General features: G+C 64.0%; 24 protein-coding genes. 13 read left to right on the top strand and 11 right to left on the bottom strand.

Annotated features, from left to right (window positions below; translation table 11 throughout):
* Window position 1: 1 nt before the first annotated feature.
* The 6 genes from gspL to gspG all read right to left on the bottom strand — a co-directional run bounded on the left by gspL (window position 2) and on the right by gspG (window position 4,387).
* Window positions 2–1,354: a type II secretion system protein GspL gene (gene gspL / locus IV113_RS17320; RefSeq protein WP_291087396.1), complete on the bottom strand. Its 1,353-nt coding sequence runs from the start codon at window positions 1,352–1,354 to the stop codon at window positions 2–4.
* 66 nt (window positions 1,355–1,420) lie between these two features.
* Window positions 1,421–2,395, bottom strand: coding sequence for a type II secretion system minor pseudopilin GspK (gene gspK, locus IV113_RS17315; protein WP_291087393.1), 975 nt, complete (start codon window positions 2,393–2,395; stop codon window positions 1,421–1,423).
* Entirely contained in the window at window positions 2,392–3,105 is a 714-nt protein-coding gene (locus tag IV113_RS17310) for a prepilin-type N-terminal cleavage/methylation domain-containing protein (protein ID WP_291087390.1), read from the bottom strand. The genes gspK and IV113_RS17310 overlap by 4 nt, the downstream gene beginning before the upstream one ends.
* Before the next feature lies 1 nt (window position 3,106).
* A complete protein-coding gene (gene gspI, locus IV113_RS17305) occupies window positions 3,107–3,475 on the bottom strand; it encodes a type II secretion system minor pseudopilin GspI (RefSeq protein WP_291087387.1) in 369 nt (122 codons plus the stop codon).
* Window positions 3,472–3,936: a prepilin-type N-terminal cleavage/methylation domain-containing protein gene (locus tag IV113_RS17300; RefSeq protein ID WP_291087385.1), complete on the bottom strand. Its 465-nt coding sequence runs from the start codon at window positions 3,934–3,936 to the stop codon at window positions 3,472–3,474. The genes gspI and IV113_RS17300 overlap by 4 nt, the downstream gene beginning before the upstream one ends.
* Before the next feature lie 7 nt (window positions 3,937–3,943).
* A complete protein-coding gene (gene gspG, locus IV113_RS17295) occupies window positions 3,944–4,387 on the bottom strand; it encodes a type II secretion system major pseudopilin GspG (RefSeq protein WP_291087447.1) in 444 nt (147 codons plus the stop codon).
* Between the two features lie 131 nt (window positions 4,388–4,518).
* On the opposite strand from gspG, the gene IV113_RS17290 reads away from it, so the two are divergent.
* On the top strand, window positions 4,519–5,028 hold the full coding sequence (locus tag IV113_RS17290) for a type II secretion system protein N (protein ID WP_291087383.1): 510 nt from the start codon (window positions 4,519–4,521) through the stop codon (window positions 5,026–5,028).
* Window positions 5,029–5,056: 28 nt separating this feature from the next.
* On the opposite strand, the gene IV113_RS17285 is transcribed toward IV113_RS17290, so the two are convergent.
* Both IV113_RS17285 and ilvA read right to left on the bottom strand, forming a co-directional pair.
* Window positions 5,057–6,154 (bottom strand): nicotinate-nucleotide--dimethylbenzimidazole phosphoribosyltransferase, encoded by a 1,098-nt coding sequence (locus IV113_RS17285; protein WP_291087380.1) that lies wholly within the window; start codon window positions 6,152–6,154, stop codon window positions 5,057–5,059.
* A gap of 17 nt (window positions 6,155–6,171) precedes the next feature.
* A complete protein-coding gene (gene ilvA / locus IV113_RS17280) occupies window positions 6,172–7,716 on the bottom strand; it encodes a threonine ammonia-lyase, biosynthetic (protein ID WP_291087444.1) in 1,545 nt (514 codons plus the stop codon).
* Between the two features lie 286 nt (window positions 7,717–8,002).
* Here ilvA and IV113_RS17275 point away from each other — a divergent pair, with 286 nt between their 5' ends.
* Window positions 8,003–8,452, top strand: a complete 450-nt coding sequence (locus IV113_RS17275; protein ID WP_056268379.1) for an OsmC family protein — start codon at window positions 8,003–8,005, stop codon at window positions 8,450–8,452.
* A 9-nt stretch (window positions 8,453–8,461) separates the two neighbouring features.
* Here IV113_RS17275 and coq7 read toward each other — a convergent pair whose 3' ends face one another.
* Window positions 8,462–9,121, bottom strand: a complete 660-nt coding sequence (gene coq7 / locus IV113_RS17270) for a 2-polyprenyl-3-methyl-6-methoxy-1,4-benzoquinone monooxygenase (RefSeq protein WP_291087377.1) — start codon at window positions 9,119–9,121, stop codon at window positions 8,462–8,464.
* Between the two features lie 304 nt (window positions 9,122–9,425).
* Here coq7 and IV113_RS17265 point away from each other — a divergent pair, with 304 nt between their 5' ends.
* Window positions 9,426–10,418: a porin gene (locus tag IV113_RS17265; RefSeq protein ID WP_291087374.1), complete on the top strand. Its 993-nt coding sequence runs from the start codon at window positions 9,426–9,428 to the stop codon at window positions 10,416–10,418.
* 263 nt (window positions 10,419–10,681) lie between these two features.
* Entirely contained in the window at window positions 10,682–11,680 is a 999-nt protein-coding gene (locus IV113_RS17260; RefSeq protein WP_291087372.1) for a porin, read from the top strand.
* 81 nt (window positions 11,681–11,761) lie between these two features.
* Here the strand turns inward: IV113_RS17260 and IV113_RS17255 are convergent, their stop codons facing one another.
* The gene (locus IV113_RS17255) at window positions 11,762–12,088 is read right to left on the bottom strand and encodes a helix-hairpin-helix domain-containing protein (protein WP_291087369.1); all 327 of its coding nucleotides are present in this window, start codon (window positions 12,086–12,088) and stop codon (window positions 11,762–11,764) included.
* 240 nt (window positions 12,089–12,328) lie between these two features.
* On the opposite strand from IV113_RS17255, the gene IV113_RS17250 reads away from it, so the two are divergent.
* The 8 genes from IV113_RS17250 (at window position 12,329) to IV113_RS17215 (ending at window position 21,815) form a co-directional block, all read left to right on the top strand.
* Window positions 12,329–13,093: a DUF3047 domain-containing protein gene (locus IV113_RS17250; protein ID WP_291087366.1), complete on the top strand. Its 765-nt coding sequence runs from the start codon at window positions 12,329–12,331 to the stop codon at window positions 13,091–13,093.
* Between the two features lie 100 nt (window positions 13,094–13,193).
* Window positions 13,194–14,780, top strand: a complete 1,587-nt coding sequence (locus IV113_RS17245) for an ABC transporter substrate-binding protein (RefSeq protein WP_291087363.1) — start codon at window positions 13,194–13,196, stop codon at window positions 14,778–14,780.
* A gap of 64 nt (window positions 14,781–14,844) precedes the next feature.
* Window positions 14,845–15,825: an ABC transporter permease gene (locus IV113_RS17240; protein ID WP_291087360.1), complete on the top strand. Its 981-nt coding sequence runs from the start codon at window positions 14,845–14,847 to the stop codon at window positions 15,823–15,825.
* Window positions 15,826–15,838: 13 nt separating this feature from the next.
* The gene (locus IV113_RS17235; RefSeq protein ID WP_291087358.1) at window positions 15,839–17,119 is read left to right on the top strand and encodes a M20 aminoacylase family protein; all 1,281 of its coding nucleotides are present in this window, start codon (window positions 15,839–15,841) and stop codon (window positions 17,117–17,119) included.
* On the top strand, window positions 17,116–18,702 hold the full coding sequence (locus IV113_RS17230; protein ID WP_363318637.1) for an ABC transporter substrate-binding protein: 1,587 nt from the start codon (window positions 17,116–17,118) through the stop codon (window positions 18,700–18,702). The genes IV113_RS17235 and IV113_RS17230 overlap by 4 nt, the downstream gene beginning before the upstream one ends.
* A gap of 63 nt (window positions 18,703–18,765) precedes the next feature.
* Window positions 18,766–19,677: an ABC transporter permease gene (locus tag IV113_RS17225; RefSeq protein WP_291087355.1), complete on the top strand. Its 912-nt coding sequence runs from the start codon at window positions 18,766–18,768 to the stop codon at window positions 19,675–19,677.
* A gap of 4 nt (window positions 19,678–19,681) precedes the next feature.
* Complete coding sequence (locus IV113_RS17220; RefSeq protein ID WP_291087352.1) at window positions 19,682–20,656, top strand: ABC transporter ATP-binding protein; 975 nt, start codon at window positions 19,682–19,684, stop codon at window positions 20,654–20,656.
* A 61-nt stretch (window positions 20,657–20,717) separates the two neighbouring features.
* A complete protein-coding gene (locus IV113_RS17215; RefSeq protein ID WP_291087349.1) occupies window positions 20,718–21,815 on the top strand; it encodes an oligopeptide/dipeptide ABC transporter ATP-binding protein in 1,098 nt (365 codons plus the stop codon).
* A 223-nt stretch (window positions 21,816–22,038) separates the two neighbouring features.
* On the opposite strand, the gene IV113_RS17210 is transcribed toward IV113_RS17215, so the two are convergent.
* Window positions 22,039–22,887 (bottom strand): SIS domain-containing protein, encoded by an 849-nt coding sequence (locus IV113_RS17210; protein WP_291087347.1) that lies wholly within the window; start codon window positions 22,885–22,887, stop codon window positions 22,039–22,041.
* Window positions 22,888–22,953: 66 nt separating this feature from the next.
* On the opposite strand from IV113_RS17210, the gene tal reads away from it, so the two are divergent.
* Window positions 22,954–23,895, top strand: a complete 942-nt coding sequence (gene tal, locus IV113_RS17205) for a transaldolase (protein WP_291087345.1) — start codon at window positions 22,954–22,956, stop codon at window positions 23,893–23,895.
* Window positions 23,896–23,929: the final 34 nt, after the last annotated feature.

Genomic DNA, 23,929 nt, shown 5'->3' with positions numbered 1-23,929 from the left:
TTCAGGGTGCCGGTGGGTTGATGGACAGCTCGTTGCCGTCCAGGCGCACGCGCCAGCCACCGCCCTGCAGCGCCTGCTGCAGGGCGCGCAACTGTTCTTCGGTGGCGCGCCAACCCGAGAAGCGCCCGTCGCCCGGTGTGTAGGCGATCGTGGCCGGCAGCAAGCCCTGGCCGCCGGAGGCCTGGTCGATCGCGCCCAGCAGCGTTTCCAGGTCGCCCGACGACAAGGCCCCGCTGGCCTGCTGCAAGCGCGCCAGCTCGCGCTGCATCTGCACCGGTGCGTCGAGCACCAGCGTGACCTGTGGAAAGGCCTGCTGCAGCGCCTGGCGCACCGCTTGTTGTTTGGCTGCGAGCATGCTGCGCTCGTGCCAGGCGGCGGTGTTGAGCCCCACCAGATGCACAGCCACAAGCGCGGCCGCACCCCAGCGAGCTGGCCGCCATTCGGGTGCGCTGAGCCATTGCCGGAGGCTGCGTCGCCAGCGCTGACCGCGCCGCGCGCCGGCGGACAGGCTCAGGTCGAACTGCGCCAGATTCCAGTCGGACTGGGCGCAGCGCAGCAGCCACTGCGGCAGCGCCACGAGCTCGAAGCGTTGGTTCAGCACCCGCTCGGCAACGGCCGCCGCGCCGGGGTCTGCGAGCCAGATGTCGTGCTCCCCGGCCTCACCGGGGAGGTCTGGTGAGGAGGGCATCAAGGCTTTGACGGCGGCCGCACTGGTGCTGCCACCCAGGCTGCTGCTGGCCTCGAGCAGCGGAGTGCAGCTCACGCCCAGCAGACTGGCACTGCCCAGCCAGGCTTGGTCGCCTTCGTTGTGCGCCCAGTGAATGGGGGCGGGCACGTCGAGTTCGAAGCTGCGTGAAGCGCCAGGCTGGGCCAGCGGTGCTTCGGCTTGGGTCAGCGGCCACATCGCCGGCACGATGCGCGTGACGGGTCTGCCCGCGCCTTCCAGGATCTGAAGCCAGCTGCGCAGCCAGATCTTGTTGCAGGCGGCCACCCACACCGTCTGGCCCGACTTGCCGCCCGCCTCCAGCGCGAAATGCAGTTCGGTCACCTCGGTGAGCAGGCGGTCTTCCAGCAGTCCCTCGAGCGCGGCTCGCAAGCGGTTGGAGGCGACCTTGGGCAGAGCGACCCGGTGCCACGACAGTGCGCGAGGGGGCAAGACCAGAACCACATCGTCATCGCGGGGGAGCAGCGATGCGCCGCATTGGCCGCTGTTGTTGATCTGCTGGCCATTGGCCGACTCGGCCCAGTCGAACAGGGCCGACGCGGGCGCGGGTGTGGCAACAGAAAAGTCCGACGGGGTGACGATCAGCACAGTGACTCGGCTGGCGTGGCGCAGGGCCACAGAGCGGACCATTCTAGAGAGCCTGCGCGACAAGTGCTCATATAGCGGAAGGCGGTGTGAGGTTGTTGGCTACAGGCATCACGGGCGGGCAAAACGTTCGCGCCAGCGCACACGCACATCCAGGTTGTTGCGCACGACCAGCGACCGCTCCTCGATCACCGCGTTCTCCAGCCGCAGGCGCCCCCGCACCTCGAAGTAGCGGCTGCGGGTGCCGTGGGTCTGATCGGTGAGGTTGCCTGCGGTGCCCGGCACGGCCGTGAGCACGTCGCCCAATGCCTTGAACGGATTGCGCTCACGCGCGGCCACCACCTGGCGGGCCTGGGCCAGGTCCAGCCCGGGAACGCTGGCAAGGATGGCCTCGGGGCTGGCGGTGTTCAAGTTGAGGGCGGTCCGTTCGGGCAACACGGTGACATGCGGCTCCAGCGCGGCCAGGCTGGCGCGGCTGATGCCCAGCCAGCCCAGCTGCGACAGCTTGTGCGGCACCAGCGCGGTCCGCGAGGGAAGGGGGTCGGTGAGCGCGAGCTGTGTGGTGTTGCGCAGCTCCTCGGAGGCGTTGATGAGCTCGCTCAGCGGAAGGCCGAGTTGCTCGAAGAGCCGCGTGAACGCGAGCAGATCGGCTTCGGAGGTCTCCACTTTGGCCGTCGCGCCACCTCCCGTGGTGCGCACGAGGTTGTTGAAGTTCAGACGCGACTGCATGTCAAGGATTTCACCGGAGAGAAAGGCCTGCAGGGTGTCGTCGTCGGCGTTGTTGGCCTTGTCGGCGGCCAGAAAACTGGAGAGGCGCGCTTCCTCCAGCGGCAGCGCCCAGGGCTCGCCCAGGTGGTCGGCGTTGCCGCTGCTCTGGTTGCCGCGCGCGTCTTCGCGCAGGATCAGTCGGGCCCAGTCGAGTGCGCCGGTCAGGATCCAGCCGGCCTGCACGCGCTGGCGCTCGGCCTGCTCGATCTCGGTGGAACGCCACTGCTGCCAGAGCGCCGCCGAGGCCAGCGTGGCCACCAGCGTGACGGTGAGCATCGCCAGCAGCAGCGCCGCGCCGCGTTGGTTCCTTGACCTCATCGGCCCGCCTCCAGCGTGGGGCGAACCCAATCCCGGATCAGACCACCGCTTAGAGCCTGGCCACTGGCGATCGTGAGCTGCAGCCGCACGCCGTTGGGCATGCTGCCGACGCCTGCAGCCTCGGTGCCCACGGACGAGAGCGGATTGCCCCAGGTCTCGCCCCGGTGGTAGAAGACCTGCCATTGATCAATGGCGATCAAGGCCAGCGAACTGTCGGCCCCCGTGTCAACAGCATTGACTGAGGCGGTGGGCCTCGACGACCCGGCGCCACGTCCCCAGTCGGCTGCCCGCTGCCAGGCCCGTGCCAGCTCATCGCGCTGCAGCAGCGGCCCCGATTGCCAGCGCGACCATTGCCTGCCCGCCGCCGTGGGCTGCAGCGCCCAGGCCACCACCCGCACACCCCGGCTGTCCAGGCCTGTTTCGGCGCTGTCGCGCCGGGTGATGCGCAGTGTCTGTCCGTTGAAATCCACCGGCGTGATCTCCCCCGTGTCGAACACCGCATCGAGATCGGCAACCCATTGGCCCACCGTCGATTGCAGTCGCAGCAGACCGTCGGAGCGCTCCTGTGTGATCGTTTGCGTGCGGGTCATGCCGTCGATGGAGCGCCAACTCAGCAGCGCGAGCATGGCCATGACCGCGATCGCGACCAGCAGTTCGATGAGGGTGAAACCGTGGGGACGACGAGGCGGTGGAGCGTGGGGGCAGTCCATGTCAGTAGCGCCCCAGAATGGTCGAGAGGGACAGCAATCTCACGGTGTTGCCGTCCACATCGCCTTGCACGACCGCATCGATGCGCCGGAAGTTGGGGTTGGGTGTGGGCAGCACCGCCACGCGAACCAGCATCGCCCGACCGGCTTGCGAGCAAGGTACCTCGCTGTCGCCCGTGCCCGGCAACTGGCGCAGCAGGCGCAGCCGGGTGAGTTCGTTTTCAGCGCAGATCTGGGCCAGCCATTGGTCGCTCTGCCGGGTCGCTGCCCGCGTGAGTGCGCCGGTGGCCTGCAGTCCGGCGGCCAGGGTGATGGCGATCACGGCGAGCGCCACCAGCACCTCGATCAGTGTGAATCCCCGCTGCGCCCTCATGGCGTTTCGGGCACGACGGCAAAGGGCGAGAGGCCATCGGTGGCCAGGGTCAAGCGCCGATCCCCCTGTTGCAGCACCACGCGCTGCGCGGCAATGAGCGGCTCGGGTCCGAGCACCAGGGTCAACGCCCCCGGGGGCTGGATCACCTGCGACCGGGTGTCCGTGCTGAGCCAACTGCGCGGCTTGTCGAGGCTGTCGGAGTTGGCGTTTGCGCCGTTGCGCGGGGGAGGCAGTCCGACGAACTCGAAGCCCTGCGGCAAACTGCGCCACACCACCGGCAGTCCGCTGGTGCGCGATTGCGCGCGGGCCGACTCGATGAGCGCCGACAGGCGCAGCGCCTCACGTTCCAACCGCGTCGAGCCGTCGTCGCGCAGGGAAAGCGTCACGCCCGCGGTGGCCAGCGCCACCAGCGCCATTACCACCATGAGTTCGATCAGGGTGAAGCCGTGGCTGCGCTGCATGGGGTCTTCATTGCCAACTGCCTACATCGGCATCACGGTTCTCGCCGCCTGGTTGACCGTCGGCACCCAGCGAGAGCACGTCCACCTCGCCTTTGAGGCCCGGGTTGAGGTACTGGTACGGGCGGCTCCAGGGGTCGGCAGGCAGCTTGTCGAGGTACGGGCGCCAGTTGGGCGGCACCGGGCCGGCGGTTGGCTTGACCACCAGCGCGTTGAGACCTTGTTCGCCCGTGGGGTAGCGCTGGTTGTCCAGCCGGTAGAGCTTGAGCGCCTGCATCAGGTTGTTCACATCGGTCTTGGCGGCGGTGACCCGCGCATCGTCGGCGCGGTCGAGCACGTTGGGCACGATCAGCGCGGCCAGCACCCCAATGATGACCAGCACCACCATGAGTTCGATCAGGGTGAAGCCACGCTGGAGCGCACGCGAGACAGGTTGAAGGCGCGAGCTGCCCAGGGACGTGTGTTGGCTGTGGCTTGTCAAATCGAACTCCCGGTAACTGGCATCTGGGCATGGCCGCAAAAGGGAATCTGCAGGCTGGGTGCCTCGCCTGGTCGGCAAGGGCCAAAAGATCATAATCCGGTCCTATGAACAAGCACCCCACGTTCGGTCATTCCGGATTTCTGATGGAGAGCCCGGCGGCGCTGCAAAGCACCAGCCGCCGTGCGCCGGCGTGGGTGGCGGGTCTGTTGTGGTTGGCCGCAGGCCTCAGCGCAGGTTATTGGATCTTGCTCGCCGCGGGGCGTTCACCGCTCACGCCGCTCAGCGTTGCAGCGTCGTCGACCACCCAGGTGGACACTGCCGCGGTGGCGCGCGTGCTGGGGGCATTGCCCGAGGCAACTCAGTCGCCTGCCACGCCCGTGGCCACGGGCACCGAATACAGCCTCTTGGGGGTGGTGGCCGCCAACGCACCCGATGGCGCGGCCCTCATTGCCGTGAATGGCCAACCGCCCAGGCCCTACCGGGTGGGCGCCTCGCTGGAAGGCGGGCTGGTCCTGCAAGCCGTGTCGCGCCGGGGTGCTCGGTTGGGTGCGTCGATCAACGGGCCGGTCACCCTCGAGCTGACCTTGCCCGAGGCCAATCTCGCCCCCTCCTGATTTCAACGCCTGAGCGTCGCGTGGAGACCTAGCGTTCCAGCAGACTCTGCGCGGCCAACAGCATCGGCCAGGCCATCAAGGCACCCGTGCCCTGACCGATGCGCAAACCCATGTCGAGCAGCGGTTGTGTCTGCATGTGGATGAGCAGCAGGCGGTGTCCGGCATCGGCTGCGCGGTGGGTGAACACCAGGTAGTCCACCACATCCGGACAGAGGCCACGCGCCACCAGGGCCGCGGCCCCGGCCACGTAGCCGTCCACCAGCACCACACGGCGTTCGCTCGCGGCCTGCAGCATGGCGCCGGTCATCATGGCAATCTCGAATCCGCCGAGCGCCGCCAAAGCCTCAAAAGGGCCAATGGCGTTGCGGTGCCGCGCGGCCGCCGCAGAGAGCTTCTCCACACGCTGCACATGCTTGGTGTCGTCCAGGTTGCCGGTCTCGGTATCGTCGCGGCTGAATGCATCCACCAGCGGCACGCCACACAAACGCGACAGCAGCAAGGCCGCGCTCACCGTATTGGCCACCCCCACGTCACCCAGTGCAATCACATTGCCCGGCAGGTGTCGCACCACATCCATGCCGGCATGCACTGCCGACACCGCCTGCGCGGTGGACATGGCCGGACCGAGCAACACGTTGCGCGTGCCATAGGCGATCTTGCGCAGCAGCAAGGAGCCGCGCAGCCTGGAGTCGTTGGGCGGCGAAATCGGCTTGGCCATGCCGGCGTCAACCACGGTGAGATCAAAACCATGCAGCGCGGCGAGTGCATTCACCGGCGCCTGGCCGCGCAACAGCTGCATGACCATCTGCTCCGTCATGGACGCACCCATCGACGACATGCCTTCATCGGCGATGCCGTGGTCGGCGGCAAACACCACCAGCTGTGGCGAGTCGAAGGCCAGCAAATCGAACTCGATGGACATGCCGTTCTGCGCGCGCGCCAGCTGAAGCACCAACGACTCCATGCGACCCAGGGAGTGCTCGGGCAGGCCTTCGGGTGTCAGGCGCTGGCGCAGTGCGAACTCCAGCATGGTGTCTGTCGTGCCCGCCACCACTGGCAACCGCAGCGCCTCGGGCAATGCCGCCGAGCGCTTGGAGAGGGGTGCAAAGATGGGGTCCAGTGCCATGGTGCGCTCCGTCTCTCTCAACTCTGCAGGAACAAGCGGTAGACCGGATTGTTGGTCTCTTCCACGCAGGGGTAGCCGAGGGTTTCCAGAAACTTGTCGAAGGCCTTGTGGTCCTTGGCCGGCACCTGCAGGCCCACGAGGATGCGCCCGTAGTCGGCGCCCTGGTTGCGGTAGTGAAACAGGCTGATGTTCCAGCCCGGTCGCATCAGGCTGAGAAACTTGAGCAGCGCCCCCGGACGCTCCGGAAACACGAAGCGCAACAGCCGCTCGTCATGCGCCAGGGGCGAATGCCCACCCACCATGTGACGGATGTGTTCCTTGGCCAGGTCATCATGGGTCAGGTCCAGCGTCTGGAACCCGTGCTTGATCAGGTTTTTCGCGATCTTGGTCGACTCACCCTTGCCCTGTGTGGTCAGCCCCACGAACACGTGGGCCTTGCTGCCGTCGTGGATGCGGTAGTTGAACTCGGTCACGTTGCGCGCGCCGCCCGGCAAGTCGCCAATGAGTTCGCAGAAACGCCGGAAGCTGCCGCGTTCCTCGGGAATCGTCACCGCAAACAACGCTTCGCGTTCTTCGCCAACCTCCGCGCGCTCGGCCACGAAACGCAGGCGGTCGAAGTTCATGTTGGCGCCGCACAGGATGGCCGCGTAGGTCTGGCCTCGTGTCTTGTGGGTGGCCACGTACTGTTTGACGGCCGCCACCGACAACGCACCGGCCGGCTCCACGATGCTGCGCGTGTCCACGAACACGTCCTTGATGGCCGCGCACACCGCGTCCGTGTCCACCGTGATGAATTCGTCCACCAGCCCGCGGGCGATGCGAAAAGTCTCTTCGCCCACCAGCTTGACCGCCGTGCCGTCCGAGAACAGGCCCACGTCGGCCAGCGTGGTGCGTTCGCCCTCGCGCACCGAACGGATCATCGCGTCCGAGTCGTTCATCTGCACGCCGATCACCTTGATCTCCGGGCGCAGCGCCTTGATGTAGTTGGCCACGCCGGAAATGAGACCACCGCCGCCGATGGCCACGAACACCGCGTCCAAGTGGTCAGACCCCAGGCTTTGCAGCTGCCGCAGGATTTCCATCGCGATCGTGCCTTGGCCCGCGATCACGTCGGGATCGTCGAACGGGTGCACAAAAGTGAGTCCCTGCTTCTTTTGAAGCCCGACCGCGTGGTTGTAGGCGTCCGTGTAGCTCTCACCGTGCAGCACCACCTCGCCACCAAAGCCGCGCACCGCGTCGATCTTGACCTGCGGCGTGGTGGTCGGCATGACGATCACCGCCCGTGTGCCCAGCTTGCGCCCGCTCAGCGCCACACCCTGGGCGTGGTTGCCGGCCGAAGCGCAGATCACGCCCTTCTTGAGTTGCTCGGGCGTCAGGTGCGCCATCTTGTTGTAGGCGCCGCGCAGCTTGAAGCTGAAGACCGGTTGCTGGTCTTCGCGCTTGAGCAGCACCGTGTTGTGCAGCCGCTCGCTCAAGTTGCGTGCCGGCTCCAGCGCAGACTCCACCGCCACGTCATACACGCGAGCAGTCAGGATCTTTTTAAGGTAGTCGGCCGGCCCCATGGTGGTGACGGGCGACGGTGTCGATTGAGGCGGTTTTTGGGTCTTGGCTGCGCGGGCGGTCATGAATTTTCTCCAACCGCATCATATCGATGGCGAAAAAAAGCCCGGACTGGCAGAACCGGTCCGGGCTTAAATCCACCCAGGGAGGGTAGAGGAGACAACCTTACATACAATGCCGCGAGTATATCGAAGCCATGTTGCGACGCAACATGTGCCGTCGTTTTTTTAGCGCTTTCTAGGGCGCCGCCCCCAACTCTGTTGGCTATTTCACGACTGGACATCTTCCATGGAATGCACCGTCACCTGGACCGGCGCGGCCGGCACCCGTTCCCACATGGGTTTTGTGGCAGAAACCGGCAGTGGACATGTGATCACCATGGACGGTGCTCCCGACGCCGCCAAGCCCGAAAACGGCGGCGCCAACATGGCACCGCGCCCCATGGAAACCGTGTTGGCCGGCACCGGCGGTTGCACGGCCTACGACGTGGTGCTTATCCTCAAGCGTGGACGCCATGATGTACGCGGGTGCAGCGTGAAGCTTGAGACCGAACGCGCCGAAACCGATCCGAAAGTCTTCACCAAGATCCACATGCATTTCACCGTGAGCGGCAAGGCCATCCCGCCCGTTGCGGTGGAACGCGCCATCGCCATGAGCCACGACAAGTACTGCTCAGCCAGCATCATGCTGGGCAAGACGGCGGCCATCACCACCAGCTTCGAAGTTCTGGAAGCCTGAGCCAGGGTTTCAGATGCGGTGCGCCACCGTCGTCATGACTTTGGCCGCCAGCTTCATCAGTCCCTTCACCGGCGCCGGTAACTCCACCGCCCCCGCGTCCTGGGCTTCGCGAGCATGTCGGGCTTCGTCCAGCTTCATTTGCGCCACGATGGCGCGCGAGGCGTGGTCTCCGACTGGCAGTCGCTCCATGTGTTCGGCCAGATGCGCCTCTACCTGCCGCTCGGTCTCCACCACGAAGCCAAGGCTCACCGCAGGACCCAGGCGCCCCGCAATCAGCCCCAGCCCGAAGGCCCCCGCGTACCACAGCGGGTTCAGCAGCGAAGCACGCGCTCCCAGTTCGTCCAGCCGAGTCTGGGTCCAGGCCAGGTGATCGGTTTCTTCCTTGCCTGCCGCGTCCATCTGTGCCGCCAGGGCCAAATCCGGTTGGCCTGAATTCGTGGGCCAGCGTGCCGTGAGGGCCTGCGCCGTGTACAGCGCTTGCGCGCACACCTCACCCACATGGTTCACCCGCATCAAGGCACCAGAGAGGCGCTTGTCGGCCTCGCTGAGATCGTGGTCGGTGGCCCGCTCGGGCACCGTCGGACAGTCTCGTGATGCCCTGGGGGTCACGAACAAGGTCCTCAAGGCCGAATCAGCGGCATTGATCAAGGCGTCTGTGGCGGTGGTCATGGATGGTTTGTGATCGATGGCGAAGAAGAGATGCTGCCACGTTCTGTCAGCCAAGGAGTTGTCGAAGCACAAGCTTGAAGATCACCGTTGGCGAGAGGCTGGACGAAGTCTGTGAACAAATCCCGTACGGGTTACTACCAAGTGCGTCGCAGTGGTGCAACAGAAGCACCTTCATAGGGCGGAAATGCGGATTCCACCGTGGCGCCCTCCATTACTTTCTGATGCAATCCATTCAGCTTCCTGATGGAGGTCGGCTCGGCGGCACAGACCACCAGTCCTTATTCAACCCTTGGAGAACCCTTCCATGAAAAAGACCCTGATCGCTCTGGCCGCCGTGGCAGCCACCAGCGCCTCCTTCGCACAATCCACCGTGACCCTGTCGGGCACTGTGGATACTGGCCTCGAGAAGCGCTTTTCTGGCGACCCGATGCGCATGACCTCCAACCGCAACGGCACCAGCAACTGGACCTTGTCTGGCGCTGAAGACTTGGGTGGCGGCCTGAAGGCCGTGTTCCAAGTCTCGACCTCGTTTAATACCGATGACGGTACCGTCACTACGGCCAACGGCTTGGGTAACAACGGCATGTTTGTTGGTCTGACCGGCGGCTTCGGTACCCTGCGCGCTGGCCGTCCGGTCAATACGCTGTTCGGCAACGCCATGTTCGCCAATGGCACCAAAGGCGTTTCATTGCACGACTCGAACACCGTGCTGTCTGGACTCGTGGCTAACGCCGGTAACTCGGTGTACGTGGCCAATGCGCTTCAGTACCACACGCCGCGTTTCGCTGGTTTCCAAGTGCAGTTGGAGTACGCACCGTCCGAGGTCGCTGGTGCAGATGCAGGTACCGGCATTGCTGTTCGTTACGACGGTGGCCCTCTCAGCGCGTCTATCACCAGCTACACGGGCGCTGGCACCGTTGGCACTCCTGCCACCCTCAGCCCCAAGTCCGTGACTCAGCTGGCTGCCGCCTACGACTTTAGCGTTGCAAAGCTGTTCTTCACGTATCGCGATCAAAGCGGCTTGGCTTCCAACGCCGACACCGGCTACGCTATTGGCGCTACGGCACCTGTGGGCCCTGGCTCCCTGTACGTTTCGTACAACGTGCGCGAGCAAGCCGCGTCGGATGGCCGCACCATCATTGGTGGCTACAAGTACCTGTTGAGCAAGCGCACCAGCGCCTATTTCAACGTCGCGCGACGCAATGCCGCATGGCAAGGCGCTGCTGTGACTGCTGCGGGTGGCACTGGCACCGAGTCCAGCACGGGTTACGGCATTGGTTTGACCCACACCTTCTGATCTTTCAAGCTGGCTTCGGGCCAGCTGATCCAGAGGCAAAAGCCGCCTGTCTTCATGACAGGCGGTTTTTTTTTGCCCGTCGCGCTCAAGCTCGGGTTGTCGGCTTGCAGAAGCCGTGCTGTTGCAAGGCGACAACGAACTGAGCCCGATTCGCCCGGTTTTTCAGGGCTTACCCTTACCTGTACCTCCGTTCGCCCATAACATCCACAAGTCGGTTTTATTAACTCGTGGTGTTGCACCGCGGTACTTTTAAGGAAATCTCCATGAAAAAATCCCTGATTGCCCTGGCAGTTCTCGGTTCGGTTGCTGGCGTTGCACAAGCACAGTCTTCCGTGACCCTCTACGGTATTGTTGATGTGTACCTCGGTTCTTCCAAGTCCGGCATTGGTGCGTCTTCGGTGACCCGACTGGACTCTGGTGGCTTCAATGGCAGCCGTTTCGGCCTGAAAGGCTCTGAAGATCTGGGCGGTGGTTTGAAAGCCGTTTTCGCGCTGGAACAAGGCTTCTCAGCTGATACGGGTGTTGCGAACACCTTCAACGGTGCTTCTACTTCGTTCAATCGCCAATCGTATGTTGGTCTGGCTGGTGGTTTCGGTACCGTGACCTTCGGCAACGTGTGGTCGTCCATGGACGATGTGCTCGGCGCTTCGAACGCAGCTTTCGACTCCGTGTTCTCGCCTGCCGGTTATGTTGCTGCTGTGAACGGTAGCTACGTTGACCGTCCGCGCAATGCCATCAAGTACCAGTCGAACGACTTTGGTGGTTTCAGCGCCGGCTTCACGCACGGCCTGGACGAAAACACCACGGCCAACACTGATGTGACCGACTTCAGCTTGTCGTACGCCGCTGGCCCGGTCGCCGCGAACCTTGCTTACCAAGTGCAGAACGGTGTTGTGGTCCCTGGTTTTGTGAACGACCTCAAGCTGACGCACCTCGGCGGTTCTTATGATCTGGGTGTGGCCAAGATCCTGGCAAGCGTCGGCAACGCCAAGTACGGTTCTTTCAAGACCAACGACTACCAAGTCGGCGTCGATGTGCCTCTGTCGCCAGCGCTGACGCTGTCGGCCAGCTACGCCATGTCTGATGACAACGCAGCAGCCGGTGATTCCGAGCGTGCAGGCTTCGGCATCGCTGTTGAGTACAAGCTCTCCAAGCGCACCAAGGTCTACGGTGGCGTGGTCAGCACCAAGGATGAAGATGCTGCTGGCGTGAAGACTGACGAGAACCGCCTGTACGCTGTTGGTATCCAGCACCGCTTCTGATCTCGGTTCTTCGGAACTGTAATCAGCCAAAAAAGCCACCCGGCATGCCGGGTGGCTTTTTTTATGGGTGTGACATGTCGATCACTTGGCGGCGGCGGGCTTCTTGTCTGAGGCCTTTTTCTCAGCCGCGGGCTTGTCCGAGGGCTTGAATGCGTCACCGTTCACGGTCAGACCTTCCGAGGACAGCTTGGCTGCGCGTTTGTCACCAATGCCGGGTACCCTCTGAATGAGATCGGCCCAGTCTTTGAATGGTGACGTCTTGCGTGCGTCGAGGATCTTGGTGGACGTGCTGGGGCCGATGCCTTTGATGCTGTCGAGGTCGGCCGGGGTGGCCTTGTTGATGTCGACGGCAGCGAAGCTGGCTGCTGCGAGCAATGCCAGCGAGCTGGCCAGAAATTTCTTGAACATGAGTCCTCCGTTTTTGAAGTGGTGTGAACGCGCCAGACTCGAACGGCTGGTTTGCAATGTCGGGTCTGCCGCGGAAACCTGAGGGCAGGCTTCGGGTTTGAAATTTAAATCAAAACAATTACAAAAACATCGCTTTGAACAGAATTTATTAGTCCTTTTTGACCTGTTTGCAACATGCGCCATCGCCTGCCTTTTTCACGTCCTCGCACCTTTGTTCGCGCTTCCAGGCATGGGCGTTGGTTGGTAGCGCTTTTTCTCGCCCTGGGTGTGGCGGCCTGCGCGGTACCGCCCGAACGGGGCGACAGCGACGCCGAGGTGGTTGCTTCAAGGCGCCAGCTGGCGTTGAACCGGGCAGCAACGCGGCTGTTGACCACACCGCCCAGCACGCAGGCGTGGCAACCGTTTGCCTTGCCGGGCAAGCGCTACGTGGCGTATGAGCCGGCGGATGTGTTGGCGCGGCCGTCGTTGCGCGTCAAGGCGGACAACTCTGTGAGCATTTTTCGACGCCGGTTTGAGCCCAGCTTGCTCGCGCCGGGGCGCTTGGCATTTTCGTGGAAGGTGGATGCATTGCCGTTGGGGGCCGATCTGGCGAAGGCCGACGCATCTGACTCTCCGGTGGGCATCGTCTTGGGGTTTGAGGGCGACCGCACGCGCTGGACGCCCAAGATGCACAGGCTCTCTGAAATGAGTCGCCTGCTCACGGGCGAGGAGTTGCCTTATGCCACCTTGATGTATGTGTGGGGCAGCAAGGAGGCCCCAGGCACCGTGGTGGTGAATCCGCGCACCGATCGAATACGCAAACTGGTGCTCGACAGCGGTCCAAGCCAGTTGGGTCGCTGGCGCGACCATGTGCGTGACGTGCAGGCGGACTATCGACAGGCCTTCGGCGAAGAGCCCGGGCCGCTGCGTCTGGTGGCCCTGATGACCGACACCGACAACACCGGCAGCACCCTCACGGCCTGGTACGGTGCGCTGACGCTGGAGAGCGTGGCACCCGCGCGTTGATCCGAGACTTGTTTGCACCTTCGATGCGGGTTACCCCGGTTCGGAGGCGGGAACGTTTGTTGCATAGTCCTTGTTCGTTATTACTGACCAGGGTACTTCCATGCATTCAACCTTTACCTATTTCCGCTTGGCCGCATTGACAGTGGCGCTCTCGGTGACCGCGGGTGGCCTACACGCCAAGACCTTCAAGTGGACCAGCGCCAGCGACATCCCGACCTGGGACATTCACTCGCAGAACAACGCGTTGGCCAATGGCATTCACGCGTCGGTGTACGAGTCGCTGGTGTACTACAACAGCAAGACCTTCAAGCCCGAGCCCATCTTGGCCACGGCGTGGAAGCAAGTCACGCCCACGCAGCTGCGCCTCAATTTGCGCACCGGCGTGAAGTTCCACGATGGTTCCACGTTCTCGGCCGACGATGCGGTGTTCTCGCTCGAGCGAGCCATGACCAAGACGTCGAACTTCGGCATCTACGCCCAAGGCATCGACAAGGTGGTCAAGGTGGATGCCAACACCATCGACATCTTCACCAAGGATCCCAACCCGGTGCTGCTGAACCAGCTCACCGAGCTGCGCATGATGAGCAAGGCCTGGGCCGAGAAGAACAACTCGACCTCTCCCAAAGACATCAAGACGCAAGACGAAAACTTTGCCCACCGCAATGCCAACGGCACTGGTCCGTTTGTGTTGAAAGAGTGGCAGCCTGACCAGAAGATGGTGCTCACGCGCAACCCGAACTGGTGGGGCAAGTCTGAAGGCAACGTGACCGAGGTGATCTACACGCCGGTGAAAGCGGTGGCCACGCGCATGGCCGCGCTGTTGTCCGGCGAGGTGGATCTGGTGCTCGACCCCAGCCCGCAAGATCTGCCGCGGGTGCGCTCCGAGGGCACTTTGAAAGTGATCGACGGGATTGAGAACCGCACCATCTTTTTCGGCATGGACCAGTTCCGCACCGAATTGCCCGGTAGCAACATCAAAGGCAAAAACCCGCTGAAGGACCAGCGCGTTCGCAGGGCGCTCTACCAGGCGATCGACATGGACACCATTGCCCGCGTGACGCTGCGCGGACTGGGCCAACCCACTGGTGCGTTGGTGGCGCCACAGGTGAACGGTTGGACGGACGCCGTGCACAAGCGCCATCCGTTCGACGTGGCTGCGGCGCAAAAGCTGTTGGCCGATGCCGGCTACAAGGACGGCTTCGAAGTGGACTTTGCTTGCCCGAACAACCGCTACATCAACGACGAGCAGATTTGCCAGGCTGTGACGGCCATGTGGGCGCGCATCGGCGTGAAAGCCAAGCTGCGCACGCTGCCGCTGTCGACCTACTTCCCGATGATTCAGCGCTACGAAGCCAGCATCTACATGCTGGGGTGGGGCGTGCCGACGTTTGATGCGCTGTACAGCCTGCAGTCGCTGGTGCGCTCGGTGGGCGCGGGCGGTGACGGCAACTACAACGTGGGACGCTACAGCAACCCGCAGATGGATGCGCTGGTGGAGCGCACCAAGAAGGAAACCGACCTGAAGCTGCGCACCGAACTGCTGACCAAGGCGCTGGCCCTCCAGAATGAGGACGTCGCGCATATCCCGCTGCACAACCAGGTGATTCCGTGGGCGATGAAGAAGAACATTGACGTGGTGCACCGCGCCGACAACCGGCTGGACTGGCGTCTGATCAAGGTAAACTGATTTCAGCCCATCTGCAGAGGGTCGCTCACCTCGGGTTGCGACCCTCTCTTCATTTGTACCCACGATGTTTGCATTCATTCTCCGGCGACTGGCGCAAGCCGTGATCGTCATGATCAGCGTAGCGCTGATCGCGTTCATGCTGTTCCAGTACGTGGGCGACCCTGTTGTGTTCCTGCTGGGGCAGGACGCCACGGCCGAGCAGGTCCGCGAGTTGCGGGCCGACCTCGGCCTGGATCAGCCCTTCTTCGTGCAGTTCTGGCATTTCCTCGCCAACGCGGTACAGGGCGAATTCGGCCTGAGTCTGCGCCAGGGAGCCAAGGTGTCACGCCTGATCACGGAGCGGTTCCCGGCCACGCTGGAGTTGGCCATGGTGGCCGCCGTGCTCGCGCTGGCTGTCGGTATCCCGATGGGGGTTTACGCCGCGCTCAAGCGAGGCACGTTCATGAGCCAGTTTTTCATGACCGTGTCCTTGCTCGGTGTGTCGCTGCCCACGTTCCTGATCGGCATCCTGCTGATCCTGGTGTTCGCCGTGAACCTGGGTTGGTTTCCCAGCTTCGGTCGCGGTGACGTTGTGCAACTCGGCTGGTGGTCCACCGGGTTGCTCACCGCCAAGGGCTGGTTGCACATCACTCTGCCAGCCATCACGCTGGCGATCTTCCAGCTCACGCTGATCATGCGACTGGTGCGCGCCGAGATGCTGGAAGTGCTGCGCACCGACTACATCAAGTTCGCCCGCGCCCGGGGCCTCACCGACCGCGCCGTGCATTTCGGCCACGCGCTGAAGAACACGCTGGTGCCGGTGATGACCATCACGGGTCTGCAGTTGGGCGGTCTGATTGCGTTTGCCATCATCACCGAGACGGTGTTTCAGTGGCCAGGCATGGGCTTGCTGTTCATCCAGGCGGTCACCTTTGCCGACATCCCGGTGATGGCCGCCTACCTCTGCCTGATCGCGCTGATCTTCGTCGTGATCAACCTGATCGTGGACTTGTTGTACTTCGCTGTCGACCCACGCTTGCGCGCCGAAAAATCGGGTGGACATTGAGCTTCACACCGCCATGTTGACCTCTCGCATCAAGGCCCACGGCCGCGCATTCGCGCACATCGTCGCATTCCATCCCGAGCTCACCGCGCTGCGTCGTGATCTCCACGCGCACCCGGAGATCGGCTTCGAAGAGCACTACACCGCGAAGCGCGTCGTTGAATCGCTCAAGGTGTGCGGTGTGGACGAGATCCACACCGGCATCGGCAAGACCGGTGTGGTGGCGGTCATTCACGGCCAGCGCCGCGAGAGCGGCCGCATGATCGGTCTGCGCGCCGACATGGACGCGTTGCCCATGACCGAACACAACGACTTTGCGTGGAAGTCCACCAAGCCCGGGATGATGCACGGCTGCGGTCATGACGGCCACACCACCATGCTGGTGGGGGCCGCCCGCTACCTGGCCGAAACAAGGCAGTTCGATGGCACGGCCGTGTTGATCTTCCAGCCCGGTGAAGAAGGTTTTGCCGGCGCCAAGGCCATGATCGAAGACGGCCTGTTCGAGCGCTTCCCGGTGCAGTCGGTCTACGGCATGCACAACTGGCCGCAGATGAAACCAGGTACCGTGGGTGTGAACCCCGGCCCCATGATGGCGTCGGCCGACCGCATCACCATCGAGATCACCGGCAAGGGCGGCCATGGCGCGCACCCTTACCAGACGGTGGACCCGGTGCTGGTCTCCGCACACATCATCACCGCGGTGCAGAGCATCGTTTCGCGCAACGTGCGCGCCATCGACAGCGCGGTCATCAGCATCTGCGCGATGCAGGCCGGTGACATGGGTGCCTTCAGCGTGATGCCGGGCAAGGCCACGCTGGTGGGCACGGTGCGCACCTTCCACGCCGAGGTGCAGAACATGATCGAGCAGCGCTTGCAAGAGGTGTGTTCGGGCGTGGCGCTGGGCCTGGGCGCTGCGGCCCATGTCAAGTACGAGCGCATCTACCCGGCCACGATCAACAGCGCCGCCGAGGCGCGCTTTGCGGCCGACGTGGCGCAGAAGCTGCTGGGCCACGACCACGTGGACCGCAACATGGACCCGAGCATGGGCGCTGAAGATTTTTCGTTCATGCTGCAGGCCAAACCCGGTGCCTATCTGCGACTGGGGCAAGGCCTGGAGAGCGGCATGGGTGGGTGCTACCTGCACAACAGCCGCTACGATTTCAACGACGAGGTGTTGCCTCTGGGCGCGGCGCTGCACGCCGGCCTGATTGAGCATGGCATGCCGCTGGCCGATGGCCATGCCAAACCCGCTCTATCGAATTCAACAGTTTCCAACCACGCAAGGAGTGATGCATGAAGTTCAACAAGAGACTGGTCAGTGGTCTGGTGATGTCTGCGGCCTTCGCCGTGGGCTCAACCAGCGCGCAGACCGTCCGCGTCGGCAACCAGGGCGATGCGCTCTCCATGGATCCGCATTCGCTCAACGAAACGCTGCAGCTCAGCGTGACGAGCAACGTCTACGAGCCGCTGGTGGGCCGCGACAGGAACCTGAAGCTGGTGCCGGCATTGGCCACCAGCTGGAAGCAGGCCTCGCCCAGCGTGTGGCGTTTCGAACTGCGCAAGGGCGTGAAGTTTCACGACGGTGCGCCGTTCACCGCTGACGACGTGCTGTTCACCTTCGCGCGTGCCTCGGGCGAAGGCTCGGACATGAAGAGCTACACCAACGATGTGAAGGAAGTCCGCAAGGTCAACGACTTCACGGTCGACATCGAAACCAAGGGACCATTCCCGATCCTGCCCGACGTGCTCTCGCTGCTGTTCATCATGAACAAGAAGTGGTCCGAAGAGAACCAGGCCACGCGCCCGGTGGACCGCCGCAAGGGCATTGAGAACGCGGCCTCGTTTCGCGCCAACGGCACGGGTCCGTTTCGCCTGCGCGAGCGCCAGCCCAACGTCAAGACCAGCTTCGTGCGCAACGGCAACTACTGGGGGAAGATCGAAGGCAACGTCGTGAACGTGGAATACACCCCGGTCGGCAACGACTCCACCCGCGTGGCGGCTTTGCTCTCGGGTCAGGTGGATGTGATCGAACCGGTGCCGCTGCAGGACATCGCGCGCATCAACGCCAGCGGCAAGAGCAAGGTGATGCAAGGCCCGGAGCTGCGCACCATTTTCCTGGGCATGGACCAGAAGCGTGACGAACTGCTGTATTCGAACGTCAAGGGCAAGAACCCGTTCAAAGACAAGCGCGTGCGCCAGGCCTTCTACCAGGCGATCGACATGAACGGCATTCAGCGCACCGTGATGCGCGGCGCTTCCAAGCCCACCGCGCTTTTGGTGGGCCCCGGCATCAACGGCTTTGACGAGGCGATGAATGCGCGCCTGCCTTATGACACGGAAGCGGCCAAGAAGCTGCTGGCCGAGGCCGGTTACCCGAACGGCTTTGAAGTGGCCATGAACTGCCCCAACGACCGCTACGTGAACGACGGTGCGATCTGCGAAGCGGTGGCGGCCAACCTCGCCCGCATCGGGGTGAAGATCAACCTGCAGGCCGAGACCAAGGGCACCTACTTCCCCAAGATCCTCCGGCGCGACACCAGCTTCTACATGTTGGGCTGGACCCCCGGCACCTATGACTCGCACAACGCGCTGAACGCGCTGATGCGCTGCGTCGACGACAAAGGCAGTGGCCAGTTCAATCTGGGGGCGTACTGCAATCCCAAGGTCGACGAATTGACCGTGCAGATCCAGTCTGAAACCGACAAGGGCAAGCGCGACGCCTTGATCAAGCAGGCTTTCAAGCTGCACTCCGACGACATCGGTCACCTCCCACTGCACCAGCAGGCGCTGGCCTGGGGTGTGGCCAGCAACGTGGAGCTGGTCCAGATGGCCGACAACTTCATGCCCTTCCGCTACATGTCGGTGAGTCCGGCGAAGTGAGCCGGCCCTGCCGCCGCGAGCCCTCAGTCTTGCGGCGGCATTGATTCCAAACAGGTTCCCCACGTGATCAGTTTCATCAAAAGAGGGCTCGACAGCGATGTCGGCCACAGCTTCCGCAATTCACCGACCGCCATCGTGGCGGCGGTGATCGCGTTCATCTGCATCTTCTGCGCCGTGTTTGCGCCCTGGGTGGCGCCGCACAACCCGTTCGACCTCGCCACGCTCGAGCTCTCCAATGCGCGCTTGCCGCCGGCCTGGAGCCCCGAGGGGTCGCGCAACTTCTTGTTGGGCACCGACGACCAGGGCCGCGACATCCTCTCTGCCCTCATGTACGGCGCGCGCATCTCGCTGGCGGTGGGGCTGGCCTCGGTGGTGCTCTCGGTGGTGATCGGCGTGTCGTTTGGCCTGGCCGCCGGTTTCCTGGGCGGATGGGTCGACAGCCTGCTCATGCGCCTGTGCGACGTGATGTTGTCCTTCCCCGCCATCCTGGTGGCTCTGTTGATTGCTGGTGTGGGTCGTGCCTTGTTTCCCAATGCGCATGAAGCGCTGGCTTTCGGCGTGCTCATCATCTCGATCACGCTCACCGGCTGGGTGCAGTACGCGCGCACCGTGCGTGGCTCCACGCTGGTGGAGCGTAACAAGGAATACGTGCAGGCGGCCCGCGTGACCGGCGTGGCGCCGTTGCGCATCATGCGCAGCCACGTGCTGCCCAACGTCATGGGTCCGGTGCTGGTGCTCGCCACCATTCAGGTGGCCACGGCCATCATCACCGAGGCCACGCTGTCGTTCCTGGGCGTGGGCGCGCCGCCCACCTCGCCGTCACTGGGCACGCTCATCCGCGTGGGCAACGACTACCTGTTTTCCGGAGAGTGGTGGATCACCATCTTCCCGGGCGCCATGCTGGTGCTGATTGCACTCAGCGTGAACCTGCTGGGCGACTGGCTGCGCGATGCTTTGAATCCGCGACTCCGATAACAACATGAGCCTCCTTCAAGTCAAGAACCTGGTTGTCGAGTTCCCCGGCCGACGTGGCACGCTGCGCGCCCTCGACGACATCTCCTTCGACATCGCACCGGGTGAAATCCTCGGTGTGGTGGGCGAGTCCGGCGCGGGCAAGTCGCTCACGGGCGCCTCCATCATCGGCCTGCTCGAACCACCGGGCCGTGTGGCCTCGGGTGAGATCCTGCTGCATGGCCAGCGCATCGACAACCTGCCGCACGAAGAGATGCGCAAGGTGCGCGGGCGCAAGATCGGCGCGATCTTCCAGGACCCGCTGACCTCGCTCAACCCCCTTTACTCGGTGGGCCGCCAGCTCATCGAGACCATCACCACCCACCTGCCTGTTACGCAGGCCGAGGCGCGCAAGCGTGCCATCGACCTGCTCAAGGACACCGGCATACCGGCCGCTGAGCAGCGCATCGACCATTTCCCCCACCAGTTCAGTGGCGGCATGCGCCAGCGGGTGGTGATCGCGTTGGCGCTCGCGGCCGAGCCGCAGCTGATCGTGGCCGATGAACCCACCACAGCGCTCGACGTATCGATCCAGGCGCAGATCATCACGCTGCTCAAGACCATCTGCAAACAGCGCGGCGCGGCGGTGATGCTGATCACCCACGACATGGGTGTGATCGCCGAAACCTGCGACCGCGTGGCCGTGATGTACGCCGGGCGCATTGCCGAAATCGGCCCGGTGCACGAGGTCATCAACCACCCAGCCCATCCATACACCGCAGGTCTGATGGCCTGCATTCCCGACATGAGCATGGACCGCGAGCGACTGCACCAGATCGACGGCGCGATGCCGCGTCTCAATGCGATTCCAACAGGCTGTGCCTACAACCCGCGTTGCGAAAGGGTGTTCGACCGCTGCCATGTGGATCGACCCGATTTGCTGGTGGCCGGCGCCACGCGCGCGGCCTGCTGGCTGCACGCCACCACCGGAGTTGCTGCATGAGCGCCGCGCCGGGCCGCGCCAAGCCAGCTCGCACCGCAGTGCACAGCACGGAGGTTAGCCAATGAGCGACGACATGTTCGAGCGGGCCGTGCAGGCTCAGGCGGTCCGGTCGCAGACAGCCCAGACGCACGCAGCGGTGTCCGCCGCCACCACCGAGGCGGCCACCGGTGCGCCGCTGGTGCGTGCCACCGACCTGGCCAAAACCTTCGACGTTTCGGCACCTTGGCTCAACCGCGTGATTGAACGTCAGCCGCGCCAACTGCTGCGCGCGGTCGACGGCGTGTCCTTCGACATCCCGCGCGGCCAGACGCTGGCACTGGTGGGCGAATCGGGCTGCGGCAAGAGCACCGTGGCGCGTTTGCTCGTGGGGCTGTACGAGCCCACGCGGGGCGGTTTCGAGTTCGACGGGCAGGACGCGCATGCGGCGTTCAAGACGCCCGAAGGGCGCAAGCTGCGCCGCCGCATTCAGATGATCTTCCAGGACCCGTATGCCAGCTTGAACCCGCGCTGGCGCGTGGAAGACATCATTGCCGAGCCGCTGCGCGAACACGAGATCGAGACCGAGCCGGACGCCGTGCGTGCTCGGGTCGACGACTTGTTGAAGTCGGTCGGTCTGTCGCCACTGGACCGCGTGAAGTACCCGCACCAATTCTCTGGCGGCCAGCGCCAGCGCATCTCGATCGCACGCGCCCTGGCCACGCAGCCCGAGTTTCTCGTGTGCGACGAGCCCACCTCGGCGCTGGACGTGAGCGTGCAGGCGCAGGTGCTCAACATCATGAAGGACCTGCAGCGCGAGCGCGGCCTGACGTATCTTTTCATCAGCCACAACCTTGCTGTGGTGCGCCACGTGAGCGACCAGGTGGGCGTGATGTACCTGGGCCGGCTGGTGGAGCTCGCGCCCAAGCACACGCTGTTCGACAGCCCGCGCCACCCTTACACGCGCATGCTGCTCGACGCGATTCCGAAGATGCACGACACGGGTAGAGCGCGCACGCCAGTGTCAGGTGAGGTGCCCAACCCGCTCAACCCACCCACCGGCTGCGCCTTCAACCCGCGCTGCCCGCACGCCAACGACCGCTGCCGTAACGAACGACCCAACCTGCTGACGCTGGGCGGTATCCGTATTGCCTGCCACGCGGTAGAGGAAGGACGGATTTAGGTGCCCCCCGCGCCGCCTGCGGCGTCACCCCCCAGGGGGCAACATCTGCAGCCCGGCAAAGCCGGTTCTGCGATGTTCTGAAACCAGCTTCCCCTCCGGCACAACGTGTTTGAGGCTGAGGATGCCGTGGAACCGGCTACGCCGGACCACAGGCATCGTCCCCCTCTGGGGGAAGACGCGTCAGCGGCGCAGGGGGTGCGTGACGAGTGCGCAACGCGCACCATCACGCATACCGTTTACTCCGCAGGTTGTTCTTCATTTCCTTCAGCAGCGGCTGCAGCTTGGTGCCGCCGATGCGAAGCGCCAGGCAGGTGGCCACGATGTCGATCACCATCAGGTGCATCAGACGTGAGGTCATGGGGCTGTAACGGTCGTAGCCCTCGGGGTGGTCGGCAGACAGGTGGATGTGGCCGGCCTGGGCCAGCGGTGTGCCGCTGGTGGTGATGGTGATCACGGTGGCGCCGTGCTTGCGCGCGATGTCGGCGGCGTCCATCAGGTCGCGCGTGCGGCCGGAGTTGGAGACGATCACCACGCAGTCGCCCGGGCCGAGCAGTGAGGCGCTCATCACCTGCATGTGGCCGTCGCTGTAGGCAATCGCGTTGATGCCCAGGCGGAAGAACTTGTGCTGTGCGTCCTGCGCCACGATGCCGGAGTTGCCCGCGCCGTAGAACTCGATGCGGCCCTTGTGCTTGTAGGTCGCCACCAGCGCGTCCACCGCCTTTTCAATGGCGTGGCTGGACGCGTCGTTGCGGTACTTCAGGAACGCCGCCACCGTGTTGTCGATGACCTTGACCAGCACGTCGCTCGTCTTGTCGTCCACGTCCACGCTGCGGTGGATGAAGGGCACGCCCTCGCTCACGGTGCCGGCGAGCTTGAGCTTGAAGTCGGACAGGCCGTCGTAGCCCATGCTGCGGCAGAAGCGCACCACCGTGGGCTTGCTCACGTGGGAGCGCTCGGCGAGCTCGGTCACGGGCAGGCTGGCAAAAGTGCGGGGGTCCAGCAGCACGAGCTTGCCCACGCGTTGCTCGGCGGGTGCCAGCGAAGGCAGGGAGGCTTTGATCCGGTCGAGCATGGGGGGTGTACCTGGTGACAGCAAGGAATGAAATTTTATTACCAAGCTTGTCGGATAATCCGTTCCATGAACCAGCTCGACGCCCTCAAACAATTCACCACCGTGGTGGCCGACACCGGCGACTTCAAACAGATCGCCGCGTTTGCCCCGCACGACGCCACGACGAACCCATCGCTGATCTTGAAGGCGGTGCAAAAACCCGAGTACGCGCACTTGCTGAAAGACGCTGTGGCAACCTACGGTGAACAAGGGCTGGACGAAGTGACGAACCGGCTGCTGGTGCGTTTCGGGTGCGAGATCCTGCAGCTGATTCCGGGGCGCGTGTCGACCGAAGTGGACGCCCGATTGAGTTTTGACACCCAGGCCACGGTGGCCCGTGGGCGCCGCATCATCGAGCTGTACCAGAGCGAGGGTGTGTCTGCGGAGCGCGTGCTGATCAAGGTCGCCTCCACATGGGAAGGCATCCAGGCGGCAGCACAGTTGGAGCGCGACGGCATCCGCACCAATCTCACCCTGTTGTTTTCTTTTGCCCAGGCGGTGGCTTGCGGGCAGGCCAAGGTGCAGCTGATCTCACCGTTCGTGGGCCGCATCTACGACTGGTACAAGAAGTCGGCGGGTGCGGGCTGGGATGAGGCCGCGATGGCAGGCCCCAACGACCCGGGCGTGCGCTCGGTGCGCAGCATCTATGAGTTCTACAAGAAGCACGGCATCCTGACCGAGGTGATGGGTGCGAGCTTTCGCAACGTGGGCCAGATCACGGCGCTGGCCGGCTGCGACCTGCTGACCATCAGCCCGGAGTTGCTGGCCCAACTGGCTGCCAGCGAGGCGCCCTTGAGCCGCGCGCTCGACGCCGAAGCTTCGAAAGCCATGGACATCCCATTCGTAGCCCACGATGAAGCCAGCTTCCGCTTTGCTCTCAATGAGGATGCGATGGCGACCGAGAAACTGGCTGAGGGCATCCGGGCGTTTGTGGCTGACACCATCAAGCTGGAAGCGTTGATGCGCTGAGCTTCTTGTCTTTGGCCTGGAGCGCATGGGCGCC

The organism is Hydrogenophaga sp. (assembly GCF_018780385.1).
Classification (GTDB): domain Bacteria; phylum Pseudomonadota; class Gammaproteobacteria; order Burkholderiales; family Burkholderiaceae_C; genus Hydrogenophaga.
This window is presented reverse-complemented; position numbering and strand designations above follow the sequence as displayed.

Bases quoted from the DNA above. Each gene is read 5' to 3' on its own strand.
- gspL (WP_291087396.1), bottom strand. From the start codon at position 1,354: ATGGTCCGCTCTGTGGCCCTGCGCCACGCCAGCCGAGTCACTGTGCTG.
- gspK (WP_291087393.1), bottom strand. From the start codon at position 2,395: ATGAGGTCAAGGAACCAACGCGGCGCGGCGCTGCTGCTGGCGATGCTC.
- IV113_RS17310 (WP_291087390.1), bottom strand. From the start codon at position 3,105: ATGGACTGCCCCCACGCTCCACCGCCTCGTCGTCCCCACGGTTTCACC.
- gspI (WP_291087387.1), bottom strand. From the start codon at position 3,475: ATGAGGGCGCAGCGGGGATTCACACTGATCGAGGTGCTGGTGGCGCTC.
- IV113_RS17300 (WP_291087385.1), bottom strand. From the start codon at position 3,936: ATGCAGCGCAGCCACGGCTTCACCCTGATCGAACTCATGGTGGTAATG.
- IV113_RS17290 (WP_291087383.1), top strand. From the start codon at position 4,519: ATGAACAAGCACCCCACGTTCGGTCATTCCGGATTTCTGATGGAGAGC.
- IV113_RS17285 (WP_291087380.1), bottom strand. From the start codon at position 6,154: ATGGCACTGGACCCCATCTTTGCACCCCTCTCCAAGCGCTCGGCGGCA.
- ilvA (WP_291087444.1), bottom strand. From the start codon at position 7,716: ATGGGGCCGGCCGACTACCTTAAAAAGATCCTGACTGCTCGCGTGTAT.
- IV113_RS17275 (WP_056268379.1), top strand. From the start codon at position 8,003: ATGGAATGCACCGTCACCTGGACCGGCGCGGCCGGCACCCGTTCCCAC.
- coq7 (WP_291087377.1), bottom strand. From the start codon at position 9,121: ATGACCACCGCCACAGACGCCTTGATCAATGCCGCTGATTCGGCCTTG.
- IV113_RS17265 (WP_291087374.1), top strand. From the start codon at position 9,426: ATGAAAAAGACCCTGATCGCTCTGGCCGCCGTGGCAGCCACCAGCGCC.
- IV113_RS17260 (WP_291087372.1), top strand. From the start codon at position 10,682: ATGAAAAAATCCCTGATTGCCCTGGCAGTTCTCGGTTCGGTTGCTGGC.
- IV113_RS17255 (WP_291087369.1), bottom strand. From the start codon at position 12,088: ATGTTCAAGAAATTTCTGGCCAGCTCGCTGGCATTGCTCGCAGCAGCC.
- IV113_RS17245 (WP_291087363.1), top strand. From the start codon at position 13,194: ATGCATTCAACCTTTACCTATTTCCGCTTGGCCGCATTGACAGTGGCG.
- IV113_RS17240 (WP_291087360.1), top strand. From the start codon at position 14,845: ATGTTTGCATTCATTCTCCGGCGACTGGCGCAAGCCGTGATCGTCATG.
- IV113_RS17235 (WP_291087358.1), top strand. From the start codon at position 15,839: ATGTTGACCTCTCGCATCAAGGCCCACGGCCGCGCATTCGCGCACATC.
- IV113_RS17230 (WP_363318637.1), top strand. From the start codon at position 17,116: ATGAAGTTCAACAAGAGACTGGTCAGTGGTCTGGTGATGTCTGCGGCC.
- IV113_RS17220 (WP_291087352.1), top strand. From the start codon at position 19,682: ATGAGCCTCCTTCAAGTCAAGAACCTGGTTGTCGAGTTCCCCGGCCGA.
- IV113_RS17215 (WP_291087349.1), top strand. From the start codon at position 20,718: ATGAGCGACGACATGTTCGAGCGGGCCGTGCAGGCTCAGGCGGTCCGG.
- IV113_RS17210 (WP_291087347.1), bottom strand. From the start codon at position 22,887: ATGCTCGACCGGATCAAAGCCTCCCTGCCTTCGCTGGCACCCGCCGAG.
- tal (WP_291087345.1), top strand. From the start codon at position 22,954: ATGAACCAGCTCGACGCCCTCAAACAATTCACCACCGTGGTGGCCGAC.